A 26,759-nucleotide genomic window follows, 5' to 3' on the forward strand; every position below is an offset into this window, starting at 1 on the left:
AAATAAAGATGAAAAATATATTAGGTATTCTTTTATTAGTCGTTGGGTTGGCCTCTTGTCAGAACCTAGAGGAGATGAACATCAATCCCAACTTGCCTACAGAAACGCACCCGCAGCTTTTGCTGACCAATATCGAATGGGATGCCTTTAGGGCTTACCGCGGAACTTCTCCTTTGTACGCATTAAAAATGTTGGTGCAGACGGATGGTGAAAATACCAACCAATATTATAAGTGGGACAGAGGTAGTTATGGTGACTATGGTGTGCTCAGAAATGTGACCAAGATGATAGAGGAAGGAGAGAGAATCAATGATCCTTCTTATGTGGCTTTGGGTAAATTCTTTAGAGCTTACTATTTCTATAACCTGACTTTGACCTTTGGTGATGTTCCATATTCATCTGCTCTTCAAGGTGAAACTGCTGAAAACTATGCTCCAGTGTACGATGACCAGAAGACGGTTTTTGAAGGGATCTTGGCTGAATTAAAAGAAGCCAATGCTATTCTGGAAGCTAATAATAACATTATAGCCGGTGATATTATTTACGGCGGTGATATGTTGAGCTGGAGAAAGTTGATCAACGCTTTCAGATTGAAAGTATTACAAACACTATCTGAGAAAGAAGGTGAGGTTAATCTAAGTGAATTTGCTTCCATCTACCAGAATCAGCCTTTGATGGAGAATGTGGAAGAAAGCGGCCAGTTGGTTTTCTTGGATCAGCAAAGCAACCGTTATCCTACTTTTAACAGTAGTGGATTTAGCTCTGGGATGTATATGGATTCCACTTTCGTCCAAAGATTGCAAGAGAGAGAAGATCCAAGATTGTTTATCTATTGTACGCAGACAAAATCAGCTAAGGAAGCTGGCAAAGCCATTGATGATTTCAGTGCTTATGAGGGCGGAGATCCAGCAGCTCCATATGCTGAAGTAAATGAAAAAGCTACCCAAGGAAATGTTTCCAAAGTAAATGATCGCTACCATAGAGATCCTGTAAATGAGCCATACATGCTTTTAGGTTATTCTGAGCAGCAGTTGATCTTAGCAGAGGCAGCAGTGAAAGGATGGATTTCGGCAGACCCGCAAGCATTATATGAGTCTGCGGTAAAAGCTTCCTTTAAGTTTTATGAGATGTACTCTGAAAACTACGGTTCTTACGTGACTGAAGAAGCTGCAAATAACTATTTGGCCAAGCCGATCAATAATTTTGCTTCAGCGATGAGTGAGGAAGAGCAGGTTCAGTTGATCATTATGCAGAAGTATTTGCAGTCTTTCTTCCAGTTGGGGTGGACCTCATTCTATGATCATCATAGGACAGGAGGCTATCCTAGCTTCAGAAGACCTGCAGGGGTTGAAATCCCTTACAGATGGATTTACCCACAATCTGAATACAACTATAATGCTGAAAATGTAACTGCAGCAATTACCAGACAGTTTGGAGAAGGTAATGACCAAATTGATGAGATGACTTGGTGGCTGGAGTAGCAACTCCTTGACCCAATGATAAAATAGTGGAATTGTTGCCGTTCAAACCGGCAATGTTCCACTATTTTTATTTAATATCGGAAGCCATTTCAAGTTGAATTATTTTAAGAGATTGGAAGTATATAGAAAATATGAAGGATTCAAGAAGAGACTTTCTTAAGAAAGCAGCACTTTTAACTGGAGGAGCAGGCATTTGGAGTGTTTTGCCGGCATCAATAGAAAAAGCCATGGCGATTTCACCTGACCCTGGCACTACTTTTTACAATGCAGAGCACGTTGTGCTTTTGATGCAAGAAAACAGGTCGTTTGACCATTGTTTTGGAACCCTCAAAGGGGTTAGGGGCTATAACGACCCTAGGGCTATTTCCTTGCCAGACAAGAACCCTGTCTGGTTGCAGCCAGATAAAAATGGCAATCGCTTTGCACCATTTAGATTTGATATCAAAGACACCAAAGCCACATGGATGAGGGATATTCCTCACTCGTGGGAAAACCAGGTGGATGCCCGCAATGAAGGCAAATATAATGGCTGGATAGAAGCCAAAAGATCCGGCCGAAAGGAATTCAGGGATGTGCCTATGACCATGGGGTATTATAGCCGAGAGGATATTCCTTTTTATTATGCCTTGGCAGATGCGTTTACGGTTTGTGATCAGCATTTTTGCGCTTCTTTGACTGGTACCACAACTAACAGAAATTATTTTTGGACAGGAAAAACGCACGCTGATGGTGAAAAGGCAAAAGTAAGAAATGGAGAAATGGGCTATCGAGAAGAAGTTAACTGGGCTACATTTCCAGATAGATTGGAGGATAACGGCATTTCTTGGAAAGTTTATCAAAATGAGGTGAGCGTAGGTGCGGATGTAGAGGACAGTTCACTATTGGCCAATTTTACAGATAATAACCTAGAGTGGTTTACCCAGTTTGGTGTTCGCTTTACTCCTGGCCATTATGATTACCTGAAGAAAAGGCAAAAAGCCCTTCCTAAAGAGCTAAAGGAATTGGAAAAGGAATTGAAAAATCCGGAGGCCAATCAAGAGGAACTTCAGAAAAAGATTGCAGAGAAAAAGGAGGACATCACTCAGCTAAAAACTTATTTGGCCAAATGGAATCCAAAACAGTTTAAGAAGCTATCCGAAAGAGAGCAAAGCCTGCATCAGAAGGCATTTACTACCAATATAGGCGATCCTAATTACCATAAAGTAGAGACTTTGGCTTATACCGATAATGGAGAAGCCAGAGAAACCAAAATACCAAAGGGAGATATTCTCCATCAGTTCAGGAAGGATGTCAAAGAAGGTAAATTGCCTGCGGTCTCTTGGGTTGTGGCACCGCAAAAATTTTCCGATCATCCAAGCGCTCCTTGGTATGGCGCATGGTACGTGTCGGAAGTGATGGATATTTTAACCCAAAATCCTGAGGTTTGGAAGAAGACCATTTTCATTTTAAACTATGATGAAAATGATGGTTACTTTGATCATGTTCCTCCTTTTGTGGCTCCAAATCCCAATGATCCTGACGACGGAAAGGCTTCATCTGGCCTTGATGTAACCGGCGAATTTGTAACCAAAGAAGAGGAGTTGAAGGTTGGTTTTAAGGAACGAGATGCCAGGACCAGTCCAGTAGGCTTAGGGTACAGGGTACCATTAGTGATTGCTTCCCCATGGAGCAGAGGAGGTTGGGTAAACTCACAAGTTTGTGATATTACTTCCACCATCAAATTCATGGAGAAATGGTTGTCGCATAAGACAGGAAAAAATATTCATGAGCCCAATATCAGTGCTTGGAGAAGAGAAATAAGTGGTGATTTGACATCAGCATTTCGACCTTATAATGGTGAGGAGATTGACTTACCGGAATGGGTAGATCGTAACCAACATGTTCAGCAGATTTATAATGCGCAGTTTAAAGAATTGCCAACCAACTTTACAGCCCTTTCTGCTGATGAGGCCAAGGATATTGGTTTGAACCCAAAGAGTTCGAATGTCCTTCCCCAGCAAGAACCAGGTACGAAGCCTTCGAATGCATTAAAGTATGAGTTGTATGCTGATGGCCATGTCAGTGCTGACGGAAAATATTTTACGATCAAGTTCAAGGCTGGCCAAGACATTTTTGGTGAAGAAGCTTTTGGAGCACCATTTAATGTGTATGCACCTGGCAATTATTGGAATAAGGAGAAATCGATTTTCGAACCGGTGAAAACCTGGGCTTTTGCGGTTAAATCAGGAGATGAGTTGGCGTATCAATGGCCATTAGAAGCTTTTGAAGATGGACAATATCATTTGAGGGTATATGGACCTAATGGATATTTCAGGGAATTTATGGGCAATGCCCAGGGGCCAAGGGTTGAGGTCAATACAGAAGTATTAAAGAAGAAAGGTGATTTTACCAACAGCCTGAAAATTACCATTTCTAATGCCAGTAATTTACAGGCCGTGAATTTACGCTTGGCCGATGATACATATCAGCAACTGGAGAAGACGTTTACCGTTCAGTCAGGTTCTTCAGAAAGCTTTACTTTGGATGTGAGCAAGAATCACGGATGGTATGACTTTAAGTTGCAATCTCCCGGGGTGGAGAATTTTGAAGTACGTTACGCTGGAAGGTTGGAAATTGGGAAAGACAGCATTTCTGATCCGTTTATGGGAAGAGAAATATAGATTTGGGTTATAGGAATTATGTATTGAGTCGTGAGGATGAGATGTTTGTTAAAGCATTCCATGCTCACGACTCAATACTTTCTACTTCAAGTGAGCAAAATTCCCTACATTTGGATAAAATTTTAGAAAATGGCAAACAGTATTATTTATTCAAAGGATGCACCAGCTCCTATTGGTCCTTATAGCCAAGCGGTGCAAGCTGGAAATACACTTTTCGTTTCAGGTCAGATAGCTTTGGATTCCGAAAGTGGTGAGTTGATCAATGAAAACATTACGGAAGAAACCCATGCTGTAATGAAAAATTTGGATGCAATTTTGACAGAAGCAGGATATAGTTTTGGTGATGTCGTAAAATGTTCTATTTTTATTAAAAACATGGATGATTTCGGGACCATTAACGAAGCTTATGGTCAATACTTCAAGTCTAACCCACCTGCAAGGGAGACTGTGGAGGTAAGCAGATTACCAAAAGATGTACAGGTAGAAATTTCCTGCATCGCAATAAAAGCCTAATTAACCTGTGGAGGCAGGATTAAATGGTCAAGTACTTGCCCCATCATACTGAAGTGTTGGTTTCCTCGATGACTTGCGAGGAAGTCATCACTCGTCTCTATCATGTCACTCAGGAAGTGGATTACCTCTCCCATCCCTCCAGTCAATCTGACAATGAACAACTTTTCAATGGCAAGGTAGAAGAAACTACTTTTAGACTTTCCAAAGTAGTTACCCGTGCCGATAGTTTTTTGCCTTTGATCAAGGGGAATATTGAGCCTACACGAACGGGCTGTATCATATTTTTGGATTACAGCCTTTTTCCAGGGTCAGCATTTTTTATGATCTTTTGGTCGGTGATAACATTGGCCATGGGGATATTTTTCTTTTTTGCAGCAGGGCAGCCTGTTTTTGGACTTGTGAGTTTAGCGGTAGGAGTGGGAAATGTGCTCTTTGCTTGGTCTCATTTTAAGCGTAAAGTCAAGCAGTCCCAGCATATTTTTCATGAAATGTTAAGTCTTCAAAAAAACCGTTGATTTTAAAGGACAAAATTACCCTTCATTTATGGATTGTGCCCCTCAGGTAGTAATTTAGTGCCGCCATTGATAGCCAGTGCCTTGATATGAGGATCCGTTGGCTCTCAGACAAATTTTGATTAAATCAATATTAATTGTACGATGAAACCGAGCATTACAAGAATGTAATTCATAAGGATGATTATGAAGTGGCAGGTTTCATGTGACAGTTGAAACAAATTATTAACACATGAAATATAGAATAGAAAAAGACACCATGGGTCCGGTAGAAGTCCCTGCGGACAAATACTGGGGTGCCCAAACCCAAAGATCCATCAACAACTTTAAGATTGGTGGTGAACGTAACCGAATGCCTTTGGAGATCACCCATGCTTTTGCCATTTTGAAAAAATCTGCGGCCTTGACCAATGCTTCTTTGGGAGTTCTGGCACAAGAAAAAGCCGATACCATTGCCAAAGTTTGTGATGAGATTTTGGAAGGTAAGCTGGATGATCAATTCCCATTGGTGATCTGGCAGACGGGTTCTGGAACCCAATCCAATATGAATGCCAATGAAGTGATTGCCTACAGAGGTCATGTGCTGAATGGCGGTACTTTGGAAGACGAGAAGAAAACCATCCACCCAAATGATGATGTGAACAAATCTCAGTCTTCTAATGATACTTTCCCTACTGCCATGCATATTGCTGCCTATAAAATGGTGGTGGAGACTACCATTCCGGGAGTGGAAAAGTTGAGAGATACCCTGAAGAGCAAATCAGCGCAATTCATGGATGTAGTGAAAATTGGTAGGACCCACTTTATGGATGCGACTCCTTTGACCTTAGGGCAAGAGTTTTCCGGGTATGTTGCCCAGCTTGATCATGGGGTTAGAGCCTTGAAAAATACTTTGGCCCACCTTTCTGAGCTGGCTTTGGGAGGTACTGCTGTAGGTACCGGCCTGAATACTCCAAAGGGCTATGCAGAGATGGTCGCTGAAAAGATTGCAGAATTTTCAGGTCAACCATTTATCACTGCTCCAAACAAATTTGAATCATTGGCAGCGCATGATGCCATTGTGGAAACTCACGGAGCATTGAAGCAATTGGCCGTTAGCTTGATGAAGATTGCCAATGACATTAGGATGCTTTCTTCTGGTCCTAGGTCTGGAATCGGTGAAATTCTTATTCCAGAAAATGAGCCGGGTTCTTCTATCATGCCAGGTAAGGTAAACCCAACCCAAGCGGAAGCCATGACCATGGTTTGTGCCCAGGTGATAGGGAACGATACGGCAGTTTCTGTAGGTGGTTCTAATGGTCATTTTGAACTGAATGTGTTCAAACCGATGATGATCCACAACCTATTGACTTCTGCTAGATTGTTGGGTGATGCATGTGTTTCTTTCCATGATAATTGTGTGATTGGTATTGAGCCAAACAGGCCATTTATCAAGAAACATTTGGAGAATTCTTTGATGTTGGTGACAGCCTTGAACACACATATCGGTTATGAAAATGCTGCAGCAATCGCCAAGAAAGCCCATAAAGAGGGCACTAGCCTTCGTGAAGCCGCCATTGCTTTAGGTTTGTTGACTGATGAGCAGTTTGATGAGTGGGTAAAGCCGGAAGATATGATTGGGAGCTTAAAGTAATCCTAAAGTTTTAGGATTGAATATAATCTCCAAAGACGGATATTTTAACTTTATTTTATCCAAATTTTAAAAGGGGAAGTATATTTCGTATTTTACACGGGATATGCTTCTCTTTTTTTGTTTAAACTAAAATATAACTGGAGAATATGATTTCGAAATACCTTGTAGGATCATGCTTGATGGTGGCACTGATGGTGTCTGGAATGAACGCAGCTTGGGCACAACTTTCCAAAGATGAAAAGAAGGCCTTGAAAAAAGAACTTAAACGCATGACCCCAGAGCAGTTGCGCCAAATGCAGGAAATGCAGCAGTCTCAAAAGGTGAGTATCATGGAGCTGGAAAAGGAAAACAAGCAGCTCCAAGAGGAAGTGATCAGCAAGTCAGAAGATCTGGAAATTCTTCAAAAACGTCATGAGGAGTTGGAAGAAAAATATACCAGCGCCATGATGGAAGATGCCCATGAAGAATTGCATGGTGAAGCTCCTGCCAAGCTTACGGGCAAATGGAGTGAAGGAGTTGTTTTTCGGGTACAGATAGGTGCCTTGACGAAGGAGGAATACGGTCAGGAAATTCCCTCAGGATTTAGCATGGACGTAGAGGAAAAGGACAATCTGAAAAGAATGCTCTTGGGATATTATCGCGACTATGACGAGGCAAATACTTTTAAAAAGCTAATGAGAAAGCTTGGAATCCGTACCGCTTGGATTGTCCCTTATAAAGATGGCAAAAGAGTGCCGCTCAAAGAAGTTTTGGGTACCGTAGTGGATTGATTTTCCTGCTTTTATTTATTCTTTTACTTCATAGCCGTTTTCTTTCAATTCTTGGGCTGTCATTTCGATCAGGTTCACCTGCATGGTGATATCTGCGAAAGGCGTGTCCGTAGAGTCGGTTGGGACATGGGCGATAGCATCCAAGACATCCAGTCCCTTAAAAACCTGCCCGAAAATAGTGTAATTCCCATCAAGCCTTTCAATGCCATTTTTGTCATGGACAATATATAGCTGACAACCGGCAGATAGTTTTTCCGGGTTATCATCACGACCTGCCCCCACTGCTCCATAAACGTGCTTGATGTTATTGACAAACTCAGGTTGCAGCAAATAAGGAGAGTCGCTAAAACCTTCAGGTGTATCAGGGCAACCTCCCTGGATAACAAACCCTTCGATCACCCGATTAAAAGTCAAGGAGTCCCAATAATGGGCATTGGCCAATTCGATAAAGCTTTCTTTGTGAATAGGAGTTTCTTCATAAAGCCAAAAAAGCATCTCACCCTTGGGCGTGATGATCTGTCCAATGGGGTAGGTTTTGTCTGTCCTGATATGACAAGAAGCCACAGAAAAGACCAACGTGAGAAGGATGAGAAGCTTTTTCATAGAATAAAGAGTTTGTTAACTTAATGGTAAATTAATCACTCTTAATGAAATAAAAACAATTAGTTAATGGTAGATCTCATTATTCGCCAGAACCGAAGATTTTTTTCCTAAATGCTGTAAAAAAGCCTCCGACAGCCAAAGCAATTACTTTCCAGAATTTTAACAATAAGACAAAAAAACCAGTTTTTGCCAACATTTTTCCAGCGATAAGCCCACCGATGCCATAAGCTGCAATTTCATCCACTTCTGGATTGAAATCACCATAACGATAACCATCGTTAAATTCCACGCTTGCCAAAATATCATTGATGTCTTGCTTCACGATGGGGAGAGCCTCCATATTACTGATAGCATTCATATTTAGGTATCCTTTTCTGCCTAAGATCCTGATGTTATAATTGAGTGTATTTATTTCTTGCTCACCAAACTTCAGTTCTTTTGCCCAATGAAGCTTTTTTGATTTATAATCATAAAATGGCTCGGAAGCCCATCCCACCAGTTCAATTTTTTCATATCCTTCTTCAATTCTGTAAGAATTGGCTTCATCAGTGTCCGATTGCATTTCTTCCAGCAAGTCATCGTAATCAATTTCTTGGGCATCTTCATCATCAATATAACCTTCTTCGGCATAATTGATCTCTACGGCATAGGTAAAATCGTCACTCATTGGACCAATATCTTCAGGAAATAATAGCCCTAAAACTTCTTCTGGTGGATTTCCCCACAGCTCTGTCAATACGTAGCTACTTTGTTCCGTATCAAGGTATTTGTATCCCTCAGGAACCTGCAAAGTGGCAATATTATCGCCCAATATAATTGTGCCGTATTGGTAGGTAAATGAACTGTTTATGCTGTCAACCAAGGCGAAGTATTCTTCATCACTAAGTTCCTCTTCTTGAGCGTGTATTTGGCCAATAATACCAATAAGAAATAAATGGAAAACGAGTAATTTCTTAATCATAATAAGTAGTGTGAAATAAAAATTTGTAAAAATGAACAGGCAATTATATGAAAAATTAGGTTGATAAATAGTGACAAACAGTAAAATTATGGCATAAAGTAACGATAATGAAGAGTATTTGATGTGGGTAATGCCCTTTAAAGTATAAATCTTTACATCATTTTAAGATGGTAAGTTCATAGCCTTAAACACAACCACTTAGAGCTTTTGGGTAAGTAAGGGTTAAATAATTGCAAATTTTTTTAATAAAGAAGCGGTTTAGTTTAGTAATTTAGGCGGCATGGAGTTTAGGTGGGAAATAAAAAGTAAAGCAGATCAAGAAACCGTTCAATCCCTTAGCAGCGAAATCAATGTAAATCCAACATTGGCCAATTTGTTGGCCAATCGGGAAGTGGGTGATTTTCAGCAGGCCAAAGATTTTTTTAGGCCCGATTTGGATAAGATCCATTCGCCATTCCTGATGAAGGACATGGACAAAGCGGTTGACAGGCTTGTGGAGGCAGTGAATAATGAGGAGAAAATCTTGGTCTACGGAGATTATGATGTTGATGGGACTACTTCTGTGGCACTTTTTTATGGGTTTTTAAAGGAATTTTATCCCTACGTGGATTTTTATATTCCTGATCGATACCAAGAAGGTTATGGTGTATCGGAGAAAGGAGTACTTTTTGCTGCCGAAAATGATTTTAAGTTGATCGTTTCATTGGATTGTGGCATCAAGGCTTTAGAAAAAATTGATTTGGCCAATAGCCTCGGACTGGACTTTATCATTTGTGATCACCATACTCCAGGAGAGGTGCTTCCAGCGGCTTTGGCTGTTTTAGATCCCAAAAGACTGGATTGTGAGTATCCTTATAAAGAACTCAGTGGATGTGGCGTAGGTTTTAAATTGATTCAAGCTTTTACAGAGCGTACAGGTAAAAATGCCAGTCACCTTTTTGGCTTGTTGGATCTGGTGGCAGTAAGTATAGCGGCGGATATTGTTCCCATTACTGGTGAAAATAGGATTTTGGCGCATTATGGTCTGGAGCGTTTGAACAATAATCCAAGACCGGGCTTGATGGCATTGATCCTCGCAGGCAAAGGCCAAAGAAGTCTCAATGAATTACAGGAAAACCGACAATTGCTCCAAAGGGAAATGTTGCAGCTGAAGTCGGATAAGGACATTGAAATTTCTGATATTGTTTTTCGGATAGGCCCTAGGATCAATGCTTCTGGAAGACTGGAGCATGCAAAAGCGTCTGTAGAGCTGTTGATCTCCAAAGATATCATGGATGCCCTCCAGCGGGCAGAGCTGGTGGAAGATGTCAATGCAGCCAGAAAAAACTTTGATGAGAATATCACCAAAGAAGCAATTCAGATGATTGAGGACCGGGAACAGTTGAAGCCTTATAAAAGCACGGTGCTGTACAAGGAAGATTGGCACAAAGGGGTCATCGGGATTGTGGCATCACGCTGTATTGAGCAGTTTTACCGGCCCACAATCATTTTGACAGAATCCAACAATAAAGCAACCGGCAGTGCAAGGTCAGTTTATGATTTTGACATCTATGAAGCGATAAGCGAATGCAGTGACTTGCTGGAGCAATTTGGGGGACATAAGTATGCTGCAGGCTTAACCATGGAGTTGGATAAAGTGCCAGCCTTTCAAGATAAATTTGAAGAAGTGGTGAGTCGGAGAATTTCTGAGATCCATACCAAGCCCGTGTTGGAGATTGACGATGAGTTGGAGCTGGATCAGATTAATTATAAATTTTATAATATTTTGCGCCAAATGGCGCCTTTTGGTCCTGGGAATCCAGAGCCTATCTTTTGTGCCAATCAAGTTTACGCACAAAATATCAAAGTACTAAAAGATAAACACCTGAAGTTTGAAATCGTACAAGATGGTCAAGTGACTACTCCAGTATGTATTGCTTTTGGCTTTGCTACTTACTATGAAATGTTGAGAAGCAAAATGCGTTTCAATATTGCATTTGAAGTAAGGGAAAATACCTTCCGCAATACCAGTAGTTTACAGTTGTACGTAAAGGATATAAAATTCGATTGAGATGAAACTTAGAGGAGAAAACCTGATCAAAATATACAAAGGCCGAAAAGTAGTTAATAATATTTCTGTAGAGGTAGAGCAGGGGGAGATTGTAGGGCTCTTGGGGCCCAACGGAGCGGGAAAGACAACTTCATTTTATATGATCGTAGGTTTGATCAAACCCAACAGTGGAACGGTATTTTTAGATCAGGAGGACATTACTCCTTTACCAATGTATCGAAGGGCAAAGCGTGGAATTGGTTATTTGGCTCAGGAAGCTTCCGTGTTCAGGAAATTGTCTGTGGAAGAAAATATCATGGCTGTGCTGGAGATGACCAAGCTTTCGAAAGTTGCCCAAAGGGAAAAAATGGAAGAGCTTTTGGAGGAATTTAGCCTTACGCATGTCCGCAAAAACCTTGGCATGGTTCTTTCTGGTGGAGAAAGAAGGAGAACCGAAATAGCTAGGGCTTTGGCTGTGGATCCCAAATTTGTGTTATTGGATGAACCCTTTGCAGGGGTAGACCCCATTGCAGTGGAAGAAATCCAAACCATTGTAGCGAAATTAAAAAATAAAAATATTGGTATCTTGATTACCGACCACAACGTAAACGAAACCCTTTCAATAACCGACCGTGCTTACCTGATGTTTGAAGGTAAGTTGCTCAAAGCGGGAACTGCAGAAGAACTAGCAGCCGATGAGCAGGTTCGGAAGGTTTACCTTGGTAAACACTTTGAGCTGAAACGCAAGATTTAAATTTATGGACGTACTGAATACTTTTATGACCTGGATTTTCAAAATCCGGATCGGTCAGATTGATAACTTCAAGGAAAACCCAATTGAAGTTCAGCAAGACATTTTTTTTGACCTTATAAAAACAGCAAGAAAAACCCAGTTTGGAAAGAAATATGGGTTTTCTGATATCAAGTCTCATAGGGATTTTATTAATCAAGTTCCCATCCATAATTATGAGCAAATGCAGCCTTATATCGAACAGACGATGAGAGGTGAGCAGAATGTGATATGGCCCACGGACATCAATTGGTTTTCCAAGTCTTCAGGTACCACGGGCAGTAGGAGTAAATTCATCCCTGTTTCTCAAGAGTCACTGGAAGATTGTCACTTCAAAGGAGGCAAGGATATGCTCTCACTTTATGTAAATAATTATCCTGATAGTAAGCTCTTTACTGGGAAAAGTTTGGCCATAGGAGGGAGTAGTGAGGTGAATAAGTTGGATGTGAACCAGAATAGTTATTATGGAGATGTATCAGCGGTGATTATGCGGAATCTGCCCATGTGGGCTCAACTCGCCAAAACACCAAGCTTGGAGACAGCGCTGATGAGTGAGTGGGAAGAAAAAATCGAGAAGATGGCCCATGAAACAATGGACGAAAATGTAGTCAGTATCTCGGGTGTTCCTACTTGGACCATTGTTTTGTTGCAGCGGATTATGGAATTGACGAATTCGAAGAACATTCTTGAAGTGTGGCCGAATTTGGAGGTTTTCTTCCATGGCGCAGTGGCTTTTGGTCCTTACAGGAAATTGTTTCAGGAGCTGATTCCTTCTGATAAGATGCATTACATGGAAACGTATAATGCCTCAGAGGGATTTTTTGGGATTCAGGATCAAAAGAATTCTGATGAGCTTTTGTTGATGTTGGATTATGGGATTTATTATGAGTTTATCCCCATGGAAGAGTGGGATCGGTCAGATCCCAAAGTGATTCCTTTGGAAGATGTTGAGTTGGGTAAAAACTATGCGTTGTTGATCAGCACCAATGGAGGGCTGTGGCGCTACAAGATTGGCGATACAGTAAAATTCACTTCTATCAGGCCATATCGCATCAAAATCTCTGGAAGGACAAAACACTTTATCAATGCATTTGGGGAAGAAGTGATTGTGGAGAATGCCGAAAAAGCGATTGAGGTAGCTGCTGATGCCACAAACTCCATCATTGTCAACTTTACAGCTGCTCCTGTTTATTTTGATAGCTCGGATAGCAAAGGGGCACATGAGTGGGTGATTGAATTCAGTAAGCAACCTGATGACAAGACGCTATTTGTAGAAAAGCTGGATGCAACCTTGCGCGAGATCAATTCCGATTATGATGCCAAACGCTATAAAGACATGGCTTTGGACAAGCCCAGGATACATTTTGCCCAAGAAGGACTTTTTGAACAATGGATGAAGTCGAGAGGTAAACTGGGTGGGCAAAATAAGGTCCCCAGGTTGGCCAACAACCGGGAATATATTGATGGAATTATTGAAATGATAGGGTGATTTAAAAGGAAAAGGGAGGCAGAAATAATATTCTGCCTCCCTTTTTTTGCTCCAATTGCTGAATTTTACCTTAAACTATTTAAATAGCGGAAAAACTCACTGTCCGTGGAAAGGATAATACTGGTGTTTTCATCCATAGATTTTTCAAAACTCTCCATGGTTCTTAAGAATTTATAAAGCTCTACTGCCTGTCGGTTCTGATTATATGCTTCCGCATAGATAGCCGTTGCTTCCGCATCAGCGCGGCCTTTGATTTCTTCTGCTTCTCTAAAGGCTTCCGATTGGATTTGGGCGAGATCTCTTTCCTTGTCCCCTTGGATTTTACGCGCCTCCCCTTGACCTTCCGAACGGAATTGATCTGCAATTCGATTTCTTTCAGAAATCATTCGATCATACACTCTATCTCTAACTTCATTTACATAGTTCATGCGTTTGAACTTAAAGTCCAAAACCCTCACTCCTAAGTCAGCTGTTCTTTCATTGGCCTTGGCCAGGACAATTTCTTCTATTTTAGCCCTACCTACGGAAATTTCCTCCAACACTTCCAATTCCTCCATAAAATCTTCTGTTACCTCCGGATCACGGTTGGTTGACCGCACCACATCCAAAAGGTTGTGACTGGCAATGGCGTTGCGGGTCTCTCCATCTAAAATGTCATCCAGCCTGGATTGGGCAGATCTCTCATCCCGAAGTCGGATAAAAAACTGCAGCGGATTGGTAATTTCCCATCTGGCGTAAGTATCTACAAAAATGAATTTTTTGTCTTTTGTAGGTACTTGGTTTCTATCTCCATCCCACTCTAAATAGCGCTTGTCAAAGAATTGTACCTTGTGCAGAAATGGTATTTTAAAATTTAGTCCGGGAGTAGTTCTTGGTTCCCCCACAGGCTTTCCAAACTGGGTGACAATGGCTTGTTGCGTCTCATCCAAAATATACACGCTGCCATTGATCGCAATGATTAGAACCAGTCCTAAAACGATATATAAAATTAACTTTCTGTTCATTTTTCAGTCCCTCCTTTCTTAGTATCCAGATTTAAAAGAGGCAAAACATTGTTGCCTTGTTCATCTACTATGACCTTATTGCCCAGCTTAGGCAGAATCTTTTCCATGGTTTCCAAATAGATCCTTTGCTTGGTGACCTCAGGTGCTTTGATGTACTCTTTGAAAAGTGAGTTGAATCGATCCGCTTCACCTTTGGCTCTGTTTACCCGGTTGAGGGCAAAAGCTTCGGCCAGTTCAATGGTTTCTTGGGCCTCTCCCCTCGCCCGTGGGATGATTCGGTTATAGTCTGCTTCAGCTTTATTGATTAGCGTTTCACGTTCCTGTTGTGCTTCGTTTACGGCATTGAATGATGGTTTGACAGGATCTGGTGGATTGACATCCTGCAATACCACTTGATCGATCCGGATACCATTTTCATATTCGTCACAATATTGCTGAAGCAAAGTTTCCACGCTGGAAGCAATTTCCTGTCTTCCCACCGTGATTACTTCGTTGACTGTTCGGTCCCCTACGATTTGCCGCATGGCTGCTTCAGCCATGTCATGAAGTGTTTTGTCAGCGTTTCTTACTTTAAAAAGGTATTTGTAGGAGTCACTGATTCGATATTGGACTACCCATTCCACATCCGTGAGGTTGAGGTCACCTGTAAGCATGGTGGATTCATCCCGATAACCATCTTTCACATAATCAGAGCGAGTACCTGCTGAGGAAGTCCTAAATCCAAATTCCTGTTTTAACTGCCTCTGGACAGGGATTTTGTATATCTTTTCAATTCCGAAAGGAAGGATGAAATTAAGGCCCGGTTGTACAGTTCTATTGTATTTTCCCATCTGGACTACTACACCTTCTTCTTCTGGTCCCACCGTATATATCGCACTGAAAGCCGCATAGAGTAAGATAAGTCCTAAGATAATTTTCCTGAGGTATTTTTTAATCCAGCTCGGATCTATATTGACCTCAAAGTTTCTATTTGCCATAGAATTAAAAGTTTGGTTGTTTGAGAATTGAAGTTTGAAAAAAATATTGGAATAAGCATAGTAAATGGTAAAAAATGCTAGAACGCTATGGAAAAGAGGATGAAAAGCAACAGCCAAATGAAGTCCACAAAATGCCAGTAAGTAATAAACAGTTTTAGCTTCATCTTCACAAAAGGGTTGGTGATGAAAACCAAGTCTTTTACTGGGTCCAAGACGGATTGATGGACTTCCCAAAGTAGTACGATCACAAAGATCAAAACACCCAAAAGGTGTAAAATATGAATGCCTGTCAATACAAATAAATAACTACCACTGGGAATCCCTGTAAAATCAATTCCTTGTTGGTTCAGGTCACTCCAGCCCCAGAATTGTAGGGCAGTGAACAGAAGTCCCAAGCTGAATATCACCCATAGAAAGCGTTCAAGGTGATACGGTCTTCCTTTGTGATAGAAATGAATCAATCTATTGATCAAAAAGCTGGAGGCTACTAAAACAAAAGTGCTGAGCCAAAATGGTGTGGGCAATTGATACACCTCAAGGTTATTTTGAGGGTAAAAAGAGGAGAGAAAAGCTATGGTAAGAAATAGGAAAATCAATCCACTTCCTATCATACCCAAATAAACAATGGTCTGATAAGGGTGCATCTTTTCCATTTTCTGGATCCAGCCATCATCTGTCTTAGTTTTCATATAGACCATGCTATTCCCGTCGCCCTTTTGGTTTTATTACTTTGGCTTAATAACCTTATTTGGGTGCTTTTGGTTGCAAGATCTGGAAGAATGAAAGTATTATCTTATTTGCCTAGTGACTTCGGGTGTTACATTTCCATAAAGAGGCTTCTTTTTCCTAACTTGCGGAAGTTTAAGCATTACTCAAGAAGAAAGTAAGATTTTGGATAAAAAAGCATTTCTCACTCTTTACGAACAAGATTCTTATATAAAGACTGTTGCTACCACCATCCTAGGTGGCAAGGACAAAAGGTTTCAGTTAAAAGGAATTTCAGGAAGTATGGATATGGTGCTGGTGGCCACTTTTGCAAAGCTGCATAAAGGCACACAGCTGATCATTGCACACGACAAGGAAGAGGCGGCTTATCTTGCCAGTGACTTGCAGGCTTTATTGGGTGGGCAAGAAGCTTTGTTGTTTCCATCCAGTTATAAGCGGCCATATCATTACGATGAAGTGGAAAATGCCAATGTGCTGATGAGGGCTGAAATCCTGAACAAAGTATTGTCCAAGGAAAAGGAGCGGGAGATCATTGTTACCTATCCTGAGGCACTTTATGAGAAGGTAATCAATAAGAAATCCCTTAAGGACAATACCTTCACGGCCAAGGTGGGAGAAAAGGTCGATACGGAATTTATTGCTGAACTGCTGGCTACCTATGATTTTGAAAAGACAGATTTTGTCTATGAACCTGGCCAATTTGCCATCAGGGGAGGAATCATTGATGTATTTTCCTATGCCAATGAACAGCCGTATAGGATAGAACTTTTCGGAAAAGAAATTGAGAGTATCAGGACTTTTGATGCTGAAACGCAGCTATCGGTGGAGCAGCTTTCCCAGATCAGCATCATCCCCAATGTTCAGACTAAGCTGATGCAGGAGGTAAGGCAGCCCTTTGTGGAATTCCTTCCTGAAAATGCCTTGATTTGGTTCAAGGACACCCAACTTACTTATGATGTGCTGGACGATAACTTTGACAAGGCCAGTCAGAAATTTGATCAGATAGTTGGGCAAACCGGCAACAAAGAATTACTTCTGAAGCCCGAGGGCTTATTTGATAATGGGGCCAGCTTCTCGAAGTCAGCTGAAAAATTTACACAACTAGAATTTGGCAACCAGTTTCACTTAAAGGATGCCCAAAGTTTTGAGTTTGACATCAAACCACAGCCTTCTTTCAACAAGAAGTTTGATATGCTGGTGGAAAACTTGGTCGACAATGAGCGAAAAGGTTTATTGAACATTATCTGTTCGGAGAGTGAGAAACAGGTAGGGCGGCTTCAGAATATTTTTCAAGAGCTAGATCCTACTCTGAAAGTCCAGTCAATGCCTATCAGTTTGAGAGAAGGGTTTTTGGATCATTCTGTGAGGATAGCCTGCTATACTGATCATCAAATATTTGAACGTTTTCACCGCTACAAATCGAACCAAAAGGCCAGCAAAACCAAGGCCCTTACTTTAAAAGAACTGAAAACCCTTCAACCTGGAGATTATGTCGTTCACGTGGATTATGGAGTGGGCCGTTTTGCAGGATTGGAGAAAGTGGAAATCAATGACAACCTTCAAGAAGCGGTAAGGTTGGTGTTTAGAGACGATGATTTGCTTTATGTGAACATCCATTCTCTGCATAAGATATCCAAGTATTCCGGACAAGAGGGGACTATGCCATCTATGTCCAAGCTGGGGTCACCTGAGTGGGAAAACAAAAAGAAGAAGGTAAAGCGGAAGGTCAAGGATATTGCTAAAGACCTGATTTCATTGTATGCCAAAAGAAAGAATGCTCCAGGCTATAAATATTCTCCAGACAGTGTTCTTCAAGTGGAGCTAGAAAGTTCATTTATTTATGAAGACACCCCAGATCAAGCTTCTGCTACTGGTGATGTGAAAGATGACATGGAAAAGCCCTATCCAATGGACAGGTTGGTTTGTGGTGATGTTGGTTTTGGAAAAACCGAAGTGGCCATTCGGGCAGCATTTAAGGCTATCAATGACAGGAAGCAGGTGGCAGTTTTGGTGCCTACCACTATTTTGGCCATGCAGCATTACCAGACATTTAAAGACAGGTTGGGTGATTTTCCTGTAAAAGTGGACTATATCAACCGTTTCAGAACGACCAAACAAGTCAAAGAAATTACTCAGCAGGTAACATCTGGTGAGATAGATATTTTGGTTGGCACGCATAGAATTGTAAATAAAGACATTAAGTTCAAGGATCTAGGTTTATTGATCATTGATGAAGAACAAAAGTTCGGGGTAAAAGTCAAGGACCAATTGAAAGAGCTTCGGGTCAATGTGGATGTATTGACTTTAACTGCGACGCCTATTCCGAGGACCCTTCACTTTTCTCTCATGGGAGCGAGAGACCTTTCGGTCATTGCTACCCCGCCACCCAACCGCCAGCCAGTGACCACAGAGATCCACAGCTTCGAAGAAGAAGTGATCAGGGATGCTGTTTCCAACGAACTAAGACGCGGGGGACAGGTTTTCTTCGTACATAATAGAGTGGGGGAAATTGACAGCATTGCCAACTTGATTATGAGGTTGGTGCCGGATGCTAAAGTCATTGGAGCTCATGGGCAGATGGATGGCAAACAATTGGAGAAAGTAATGGTTAGCTTTATAGAAGGTGAATATGATGTGTTGGTTTCGACCAATATCATTGAGTCCGGTTTGGATATACCCAATGCCAACACGATCATCATCAATAGGGCCCATATGTTTGGTTTGAGTGATTTGCACCAGATGCGCGGAAGAGTGGGAAGGAGCAACAAAAAGGCTTATTGCTATCTGTTGACTTCTCCCATGTCTGGCCTGACAGCAGAGGCAAGAAAGAGGTTGCAGACTTTGGAGGAGTTTTCTGATCTGGGAGATGGTTTTAAAGTGGCCATGCGGGACTTGGATATTAGAGGAGCGGGGAACCTATTGGGCGCAGAGCAAAGTGGATTTATAACTGATCTGGGTTTTGAGATGTATCATAAAATTCTGGATGAGGCGGTTCAGGAGCTAAAGGAAAATGAATTTGCAGCCCTGTTTGAGGAAGACCTGAAGGAGAAAGTAGAGATCCTGGTGCAGGATTGTGTGATTGAAACTGATATGGAGTTGTTGATTCCTGAAGAATATGTGACCAATATTTCGGAAAGGCTGAGTTTGTACTCCAAGCTAGACAATATTAAAACAGAAGAAGAGCTTGAGAAATTTGCTGCGTCAGTACTGGATCGATTTGGACCGATACCAGATGTGGTTAAGGATTTGTTTGAAACGGTTCGGTTACGTTGGCTGGCAGAGAAGCTAGGTTTTGAAAAGTTGGTTTTGAAAAGCGGATTGATGAAATGTTACTTTGTGCCGAGTACAAGGGAAAGTTATTTTAGATCGCCAATTTTCGGAAATATCATTAAGTTTATTCAGGTACATGGCAAATATTGCAAAATAAAAGAACACAAAAATCGTTTAATTCTTACGATAAGTGGTGTCAAGTCAGTGGATAAGGCGAAGTCATGGTTGGGAGATATGAGTAAATAGAATTTGCTTTTATCTTTTCAAATACTTTATTTGTTGTGCTTTTTCAGATGTTCTTTTATATTGAAAGGGAATGGCTTTAAGAAGTCATGGAGTATAAAAAGTATTGTGATAAGTCATTATTGATTATATATTAGCATTATATTTAGGTAGGGTAAAAACAAACCATAGCATGGTGAAAATCAATAAAAATCTAAATTCTGTAGTTGGTGCATTTTTGGTGTTATCAATGGCATTTATGGCCTCTTGTGCGAAAAACAGTGGGCCAACGTACGGAAGAAGGACTGCCGGTGACCCGGGTAAGGTCAGTGCTTCCACTGGAGCAGAGTTCAACTTTGACCTTGAAGACACGACACAATTTACAGTTGTCAAGCTAAAAGATCAGGTAGTTGGACCTAAATTAAAGTACATCCAAGGTGGTCGTGCAGTCTTGGGAACCCAAGAGCAGGATGTGATGGCTTTTCGGGATAATGTCGAAAGGACTGTTACCGTTGCTTCGTTCTATATGGACGAGACCGAAGTGACCAATGTGGATTACAAAGAATTCCTTTTCAACATGAGAAGTCGCGTAAGTGCGGATTCTATTAGAAAATTGGAGCCAAGAGAGGATGTGTGGAAAGAGGCCCTTTCTTACAATGATGTTTATTCCACTTATTATTTCAGACACCCAGGGTTTAACTTTTACCCAGTAGCTGGAGTGACTTGGAATCAAGCAAATGCTTATGCCACATGGAGAACGATCTATGTCAATGAGCTTTATAGAAAAGAGAATGAACTGGATTCGACCATGAGCAAAAACATGCTGATAGAGCGTGGAGTTGTTTTGCCTAATTACCGTTTGCCAAATGAGGCAGAATGGGAATATGCAGCGAAGGCAATGATCGGAACCCAGTATTTGGATGAAAACCAAGAAAATGGCCGTATTTATCCTTGGGATGGCAGAGGTGTTAGAAATCCTTATGATGTGAAAAGAAAATCCCGTCAAGGAGACTATTTGTCCAACTTTAAACGTGGACGTGGTGATTATGCGGGTATAGCCGGTGGCATCTCCAATGATGGAGAGATCATTCCTGCCAACGTCTATGAATTTCCTCCAAACGATTTCGGTTTGTACAACATGTCTGGTAACATGAATGAGTGGGTAGAAGATGTTTATCGTCCACTTTCTTACCAAGACTTTGAAGACTTGAACCCTGTTAGAAGGGATGGTACCAACGATGAAGCTGAAGCATATGGTACTACTTTGATCGATGACAATTACCGTGTGTATAAAGGAGGGTCTTGGAAGGATGTAGCCTACTGGTTATCTCCAGGAACCAGAAGGTTTATGCATCAGGATTCTGCTACTAACAGTATTGGATTTAGATGTGCGATGATCTCTGTAGGGGCAGATGATAGATAATCAATAAGATATTTTAATGTTATGAAGGCCAGAGAAATCTGGCCTTTTCTTTTTTTAAATTATTTTGCCGTTTATCATTTTTTATAGAAGCTTATCTACTTGAAAGTAGATCGAAAATTGAATTTTTGTAATTTCAAGAGGTAAACAGCTAAGAATATGATCCAAAAATTTTACTTATTTCAGAGAGCTTCGTGTCTATTGGTGACATTGTTGCTTTCCATGGGCTGCTTGAAAGCCCAAGAGCATTCTGGTTATAAATTACCGCCAAAGGAGATACTGGAGCTGGTGGATGCGCCTACTACCCCTTCTGTTTATTTTAGCAAGAAAGGCGACTTGATGCTGATTCTAGAGCGACCGGGTTACAAATCCATCGAAGAAGTTTCACAGCCAGAATTGAGGATTGGAGGAATCCGTATCAATCCAGTGACCAATGGACCAAGTAGGTCATCTAGTTATAGTGGCATAAAGGTAAAGGAAGTTGGAAAGGGTACAGAGACTGCTATAAAAGGATTGCCAGAAAATGTAAAGATAGACGGCGTAAGCTGGTCTGATGATGAAAAGTATTTGGCCATTAGTGTTGTGGGTAAGGCAGGTATTAGCCTTTGGGTTGCTGATTTGGAAACAATGGAAGCCAAGCCGCTTACCGGTGAGATATTAAATGAAGTATATGGCAATTCATATACCTGGTTGCCGAATAACAGCTTATTGATCAAAGCAGTGAACCCGAATAGAGGCTCTCAGCCTGAAAAACCAATTGTTCCTGCTGGGCCTATTATTCAAGAGACTTCTGGCAATGCGGCGCCAAGCAGGACCTATCAGGATCTTTTGGAAAATGAATATGATGAAAGACTCTTTGCTTACTTTATGGATTCGCAGTTGATGATTGTGGATTTAGATGGAGGAATGAAGCCTTTGGGTACGCCCAATATGAACAAATCCATGGACTTGTCACCGGACGGGAGCTATGTATTGGTAGAGATGATCCAAAAACCGTTTTCATATTTAGTGCCAGCTTCTAGATTTCCTTATGATGTGGAGGCTTGGAGTATTGATGGAAGTAGTAAAAAGACGATCGCAGAAATACCTTTAGATGAAGAAAGGCCAACAGGTTTTGATGCCACGGTTACCGGACCAAGGAATATTTCATGGAGAAGGGACAAGCCAGCTACATTATATTGGGCGGAAGCTCAAGATGGTGGAGATCCAAAAATGGAAATTGAAGAAAGAGATATCGTCTATACTTTGATGGCTCCATTTACTGGTGAAAAAAAGAAACTAGCTTCTACCAGCCTAAGGTTTGGTGGAATCAGTTGGTCTGATGATGATTTTGCAATATTGAATGAGAGATGGTTTGCCAGTAGACAAGAGAAACGTTCTTTGATCAACCCTAGCAATCCTGATGCAGGAAAGAAAGTGATCATTGAAAGGAGTTATTCAGACATTTATAATGATCCGGGAGACCCTGTCTACACCACCAATGAATTTGGTGAATATGTTTTGCTTAGAAAAGGCGATAAGATTTTTATGACCAGCGAAGGTGGTTCACCAGAAGGAAGCATGCCTTTCCTCTCCACTTTTGATGTAAAAAATAAGGAACAGGAGATTCTTTGGAGATGTCAGGCGCCTTACTATGAGCAAGTAGTGAAAGTGTTGGATGATAAAGGTCAAACTTTTGTTACCAGCAAGCAAAGTACAGATATCCAACCAAACTATTGGCTGGTCAATACAAAAAAGAGAATAGCACCTATTCAGCTGACTTATTTTGAAGACCCATACCCTTCTCTGAAAGGCATCCAAAAAGAGTTGGTGACTTATGAGCGTAACGATGGCTTGAACCTCTCTGCCACCATTTATACCCCAAAGGGCTATGATCCTGAAAAGGATGGTCCTCTACCGGTATTGATGTGGGCCTATCCGAGAGAATATAAATCCAAAGAAGTAGCCGCACAGGTAAGAGGTTCAAAATATGAGTTTACGCGCTTGTATTGGGGAACACCACTATATTGGGTGACTCAAGGATATGCGATCATGGACCGTACAGAGATGCCCATTGTGGGAGAAGGTGACCAAGAACCCAATGACTTCTTTATTGAACAGTTGGTGGCGAATGCGGAAGCGGCCATAGATTATATTGTAGAGCGAGGAATTGGTGATCGAGATCGGATTGCGGTGGGAGGGCATTCATACGGAGCTTTTATGACCGCCAATTTACTTTCCCACAGTGACTTGTTTGCGGCAGGAATTGCCCGAAGTGGGGCTTATAACCGGACGTTGACACCTTTTGGCTTCCAATATGAGCAGCGTACTTATTGGGAAGCTCCAGATGTGTATTTTAATATGTCTCCATTTATGCATGCTGATAAAGTCAAAACACCAATTCTTTTGATCCATGGAGTGGCAGACAATAATTCAGGTACTTTCCCAATCCAGTCAGAGCGTTACTATAATGCCTTGAAAGGCCATGGGGCTACGGCCAGATTGGTGTTCTTGCCTAATGAGAGCCATGGCTATGCTGGTCGGGAGTCGATTTTGCACACACTTTATGAAATGAATGAATGGTTGGATAAGTGGGTTAAAAATAAAGGTGCTGAATAAGTTACTCCCAGATTTGAGTATTAATTGAATCATAGAAAGAAATATATTGAAAATCCCACGAGATGGTATCTGTGGGATTTTTTTGTAAATTACTTGTAATGAAAGGATAGCAAACTTCATGGTACTTGGTGGATTATGAAGAATTTACATTTATTTTTGCAAGTGATTCGCTTTAAACACTTGAGTGTGGTATGAAAAAAACTCTACTGTTATTTTTGACACTGATAATTTGCCATTATTCTTTTTCACAAAGTTGGAGACGTGTTGGAAGTTGGGGAAATGAGCTCACCGATATCCATTGGGTCAATGACGATGTGGCTTATATTTCAGGAGATCAGATTATCCTTAAGACTGTGGATGGAGGGGAGAATTGGGTGGAGCAAGAAGCACCTCTTGATGCAAAGATGCTGACTTTGGACTTTTTTGATCACAATAATGGACTAATGGTGGGTGAAGGAGGCTTGATTTTCAAGACTAGCGATGGTGGAAATTCATGGACTATTGTAACCTCAGGTGTTTCAGAGAACTTTTATTCTGTTAAATTTATTAGTCAAAATAAAGTATTGGTTGCTGGAGAAGCTGGGCAGTTATTGGTTTCAGAAAATGGTGGAAATACATGGACAAAGCAAAGCCTTGGGACAACTGCTTCTTTGAATTCTATTTATTTTGTGAATGCTGACTCCGGGTATATTGCAACTTCAGCTGCTAAAATCCTAAAAACTACCAATGGTGGAGCAAGTTGGCAAAGCATAAGCACCCCTGTGAGCTTTCGGCTAAATGATGTGCATTTTTCTAATGATACAACAGGATATACCGTCGGCGATAATGGAACGATCTTAAAGACCATTGATGCAGGACTGTCCTGGGCATATATCCAAAGCGGAACCAACTATGATTATCATCGAGTAGCTTTTAATGAGAGTAATGCCAATATCGGTATAATCGGTGGAGAAGGAGGAATTGTTTTATATACCAATAATGCTGGGCTAACATTTGTAGAGAGGACTAGCCGAACCACTGAAGACATAGCAGGGATTGATTATAAATTAAGTTCCAATACAGTTTTTGCGGTGGCCAATAGTGGTGTGCTGATTTCTTCCACCAATTCCGGCAGCTCTTGGTCCCTTCGGATGTCTGGTAGAAATAATCATTTTTCAGCCATTGATTTTGTTACAGATGTTAGGGGGTATATAGCCGGCGAAGAAGCCCTGGTCCTGTTGACAACCAATGGAGGTACTTCCTTTACAGATCGCTCAAGGCCCTTGGATGTGGATTTTCATGATATTGAGTTTGAAACTGCAGCATTTGGTTATGTGGTGGGTGATGGAGGCACTATTTTAAACACAACCAATTCAGGTGGCTCTTGGACAGCTTTAAACCCTAATACAGAAAAGAACTTGTATGGTCTCCACTTTTTTGATACAGATGTAGGCTATATAGTCGGTGAGGGTGGTTACATTGCTAAAACGGAAAATAGAGGGGTAAATTGGGAAACCATTCAGGAAGGAACAGGAAGTGTCAATTTTAAGGATGTAAATTTCTTTAACAACCAAATAGGACTCATCATCGGGGAGCAGGGTAAGCTTTTTAGAACTACTGGTAATGATGTTTGGGAAGAGGTTTCATTAACTGAATCCAATGATTTAAATAGCTTGGTGGTTTTGGATGAGCAAACTGCCCTGATAGCAGGAAATTCAGGCGTTCTTTACAAGACTTCTGATGCAGGGGCTAATTGGGAAAAGCTGAACACTAATTTTAACAGTGATTTTAAAGGCATTGACTTTCTGGATGGGGAGGTTGGTTTTATTGTGGGAGACAAGGGCTTGATTATACAGACCATGGATCAGGGCCTTTCGTGGGAGGAGGTTTCTACCAATACTTTTCAGGATTTTAAGGCCATCAGTTTTGGAGATGTCAATACAGGTTATGCAGTAGGCGAAAATGGTATTTTCTATCAATATAGCTGTCTATTGCCAGAGGCTACCAGTGATATTTTTGGCTTGGATAACATTTGCATGAGCCAGCAAATCTACACTGTCCAAGATGAAGCAGTAGGTGATTTGAGTTTTGAGTGGCGTGTAGATGGTGGACAGATCTTGGAAGGGCAAGGCAGCAATAGGATAATCGTGGAATGGAATACTCCTGGGAGAAATGCGGTTCTGGTACAAGGACAAAATGTTTGTGGAAAAGGTCCTACCACTGCTTTGGAAGTATTAGTTTCAGAAGAGCCTAAGCAGCTTGTGGAGGTAATTGGTGATGGAGTGGCCTGTTATGGGAGTACACAGCCTTTTGAAGTGGATTCTGTTGCTGGAACTGAATATGTTTGGGAAGTTACAGGCGGAGCGATTCAATCTGGGCAGGGTACCGCACATATCACGGTAGATTGGACGGAGTTGGGAGAACAACATCTTACCGTGTTTGCTAGAAACGCTTGTGGACAAGGACCTGATTTGAACAAATCCATTACCGTGATCCAATCCCCTGAGCAGCCTGGAGTAATACAAGGGTCAGTTCAAGTGGGGCTGGTGGAAGAAGCTTATGAGGTGCCAGCTGTATCAGGTATCAACTACCAATGGGAAACTGGAGGTGGAGGAAATATCATCAGTGGTCAAGGCACCAATAGTGTGGTGGTGAGTTGGGAGAAGGAAGGTGATTTTGAACTGAAAGTGACTCCTATGAATGCCTGTAATGAAGGGCAAAGCCAGAGCCTAAATGTAAATGTCAATTTAATCACTGCGATAGAAAATGAAGAGGAAAATACCATTGTAAAAATTTATCCGAATCCATCAGAAGGAGATATCCACATTTCGGTGAAAGGAGTGGGTAATATCAAGGAAATCAGGGTGATGAACTCTTTTGGTCAAAGTTTACAGAAAATTACGCCTGGTTTGGGGATATTTGATTTTGATATACAGAATTTACCAAAAGGAGTGTTGTTTGTTGTGGTTGAATCAAGCGCAGGAAAAACGGTGGATAAAGTGTGGATAAAATAACGTTTTTCTGACCAAAATATACGCGTGAGTATATTTGAAATCACAATTGAATATTCAGTCTAGTAAGATGATTTTAGAATAAATAGTGCATCAATTCCACTTTAAACA

Annotated in this window: 18 protein-coding genes; 13 read left to right on the forward strand and 5 right to left on the reverse strand. The window is 41.2% G+C overall.

The genetic code is table 11. From position 1 onward, the window contains the following. Positions 1 to 8: 8 nt before the first annotated feature. The 6 genes from JL001_RS07150 (at position 9) to JL001_RS07175 (ending at position 7,569) form a co-directional block, all read left to right on the forward strand. Complete coding sequence (locus tag JL001_RS07150) at positions 9 to 1,481, forward strand: SusD/RagB family nutrient-binding outer membrane lipoprotein (RefSeq protein WP_200975438.1); 1,473 nt, start codon at positions 9 to 11, stop codon at positions 1,479 to 1,481. 131 nt (positions 1,482 to 1,612) lie between these two features. Then, complete coding sequence (locus JL001_RS07155; RefSeq protein WP_200975439.1) at positions 1,613 to 4,141, forward strand: phosphocholine-specific phospholipase C; 2,529 nt, start codon at positions 1,613 to 1,615, stop codon at positions 4,139 to 4,141. A 129-nt stretch (positions 4,142 to 4,270) separates the two neighbouring features. Then, on the forward strand, positions 4,271 to 4,654 hold the full coding sequence (locus JL001_RS07160; RefSeq protein WP_200975440.1) for a RidA family protein: 384 nt from the start codon (positions 4,271 to 4,273) through the stop codon (positions 4,652 to 4,654). Between the two features lie 23 nt (positions 4,655 to 4,677). Further along, positions 4,678 to 5,169, forward strand: a complete 492-nt coding sequence (locus JL001_RS07165; protein ID WP_200975441.1) for a hypothetical protein — start codon at positions 4,678 to 4,680, stop codon at positions 5,167 to 5,169. 229 nt (positions 5,170 to 5,398) lie between these two features. Next, the gene (fumC, locus tag JL001_RS07170; RefSeq protein WP_200975442.1) at positions 5,399 to 6,799 is read left to right on the forward strand and encodes a class II fumarate hydratase; all 1,401 of its coding nucleotides are present in this window, start codon (positions 5,399 to 5,401) and stop codon (positions 6,797 to 6,799) included. Positions 6,800 to 6,945: 146 nt separating this feature from the next. After that, positions 6,946 to 7,569 carry an SPOR domain-containing protein gene (locus JL001_RS07175; RefSeq protein WP_200975443.1) on the forward strand — a complete coding sequence of 208 codons (624 nt, stop codon included), beginning with the start codon at positions 6,946 to 6,948 and terminating at the stop codon, positions 7,567 to 7,569. Between the two features lie 15 nt (positions 7,570 to 7,584). On the opposite strand, the gene JL001_RS07180 is transcribed toward JL001_RS07175, so the two are convergent. Beyond that, positions 7,585 to 8,172 (reverse strand): peptidylprolyl isomerase, encoded by a 588-nt coding sequence (locus tag JL001_RS07180; protein ID WP_200975444.1) that lies wholly within the window; start codon positions 8,170 to 8,172, stop codon positions 7,585 to 7,587. A gap of 79 nt (positions 8,173 to 8,251) precedes the next feature. Next, a complete protein-coding gene (locus JL001_RS07185) occupies positions 8,252 to 9,133 on the reverse strand; it encodes a DUF2167 domain-containing protein (RefSeq protein WP_200975445.1) in 882 nt (293 codons plus the stop codon). A 280-nt stretch (positions 9,134 to 9,413) separates the two neighbouring features. On the opposite strand from JL001_RS07185, the gene JL001_RS07190 reads away from it, so the two are divergent. Genes JL001_RS07190 through JL001_RS07200 form a run of 3 tightly spaced genes read left to right on the forward strand, consistent with a single transcriptional unit; the run spans position 9,414 to position 13,441 of the window. Beyond that, positions 9,414 to 11,183, forward strand: coding sequence for a DHH family phosphoesterase (locus JL001_RS07190; protein WP_200975446.1), 1,770 nt, complete (start codon positions 9,414 to 9,416; stop codon positions 11,181 to 11,183). Position 11,184: 1 nt separating this feature from the next. Then, on the forward strand, positions 11,185 to 11,916 hold the full coding sequence (lptB, locus tag JL001_RS07195) for an LPS export ABC transporter ATP-binding protein (RefSeq protein WP_200975447.1): 732 nt from the start codon (positions 11,185 to 11,187) through the stop codon (positions 11,914 to 11,916). A gap of 4 nt (positions 11,917 to 11,920) precedes the next feature. Continuing rightward, positions 11,921 to 13,441 (forward strand): GH3 auxin-responsive promoter family protein, encoded by a 1,521-nt coding sequence (locus tag JL001_RS07200; RefSeq protein WP_200975448.1) that lies wholly within the window; start codon positions 11,921 to 11,923, stop codon positions 13,439 to 13,441. Between the two features lie 65 nt (positions 13,442 to 13,506). Here JL001_RS07200 and hflC read toward each other — a convergent pair whose 3' ends face one another. The 3 genes from hflC to JL001_RS07215 all read right to left on the reverse strand — a co-directional run bounded on the left by hflC (position 13,507) and on the right by JL001_RS07215 (position 16,111). Continuing rightward, positions 13,507 to 14,445, reverse strand: a complete 939-nt coding sequence (gene hflC, locus JL001_RS07205) for a protease modulator HflC (RefSeq protein WP_200975449.1) — start codon at positions 14,443 to 14,445, stop codon at positions 13,507 to 13,509. After that, entirely contained in the window at positions 14,442 to 15,422 is a 981-nt protein-coding gene (hflK, locus tag JL001_RS07210) for an FtsH protease activity modulator HflK (RefSeq protein WP_200975450.1), read from the reverse strand. Before hflK ends, hflC begins: the two co-directional genes overlap by 4 nt. Before the next feature lie 77 nt (positions 15,423 to 15,499). Further along, complete coding sequence (locus JL001_RS07215; RefSeq protein ID WP_200975451.1) at positions 15,500 to 16,111, reverse strand: cytochrome C oxidase subunit III; 612 nt, start codon at positions 16,109 to 16,111, stop codon at positions 15,500 to 15,502. Between the two features lie 202 nt (positions 16,112 to 16,313). On the opposite strand from JL001_RS07215, the gene mfd reads away from it, so the two are divergent. The 4 genes from mfd (at position 16,314) to JL001_RS07235 (ending at position 26,651) form a co-directional block, all read left to right on the forward strand. Next, positions 16,314 to 19,664 (forward strand): transcription-repair coupling factor, encoded by a 3,351-nt coding sequence (gene mfd, locus JL001_RS07220; RefSeq protein WP_200975452.1) that lies wholly within the window; start codon positions 16,314 to 16,316, stop codon positions 19,662 to 19,664. 169 nt (positions 19,665 to 19,833) lie between these two features. Further along, positions 19,834 to 21,063, forward strand: coding sequence for a gliding motility lipoprotein GldJ (gldJ, locus tag JL001_RS07225; protein ID WP_200975453.1), 1,230 nt, complete (start codon positions 19,834 to 19,836; stop codon positions 21,061 to 21,063). 156 nt (positions 21,064 to 21,219) lie between these two features. Then, positions 21,220 to 23,658, forward strand: coding sequence for a prolyl oligopeptidase family serine peptidase (locus JL001_RS07230; protein WP_200975454.1), 2,439 nt, complete (start codon positions 21,220 to 21,222; stop codon positions 23,656 to 23,658). Between the two features lie 191 nt (positions 23,659 to 23,849). Beyond that, positions 23,850 to 26,651 (forward strand): YCF48-related protein, encoded by a 2,802-nt coding sequence (locus JL001_RS07235; RefSeq protein ID WP_200975455.1) that lies wholly within the window; start codon positions 23,850 to 23,852, stop codon positions 26,649 to 26,651. The last annotated feature ends 108 nt before the right edge of the window (positions 26,652 to 26,759 follow it).

This window comes from Echinicola sp. 20G (genome assembly GCF_015533855.1).
GTDB lineage: Bacteria > Bacteroidota > Bacteroidia > Cytophagales > Cyclobacteriaceae > Echinicola.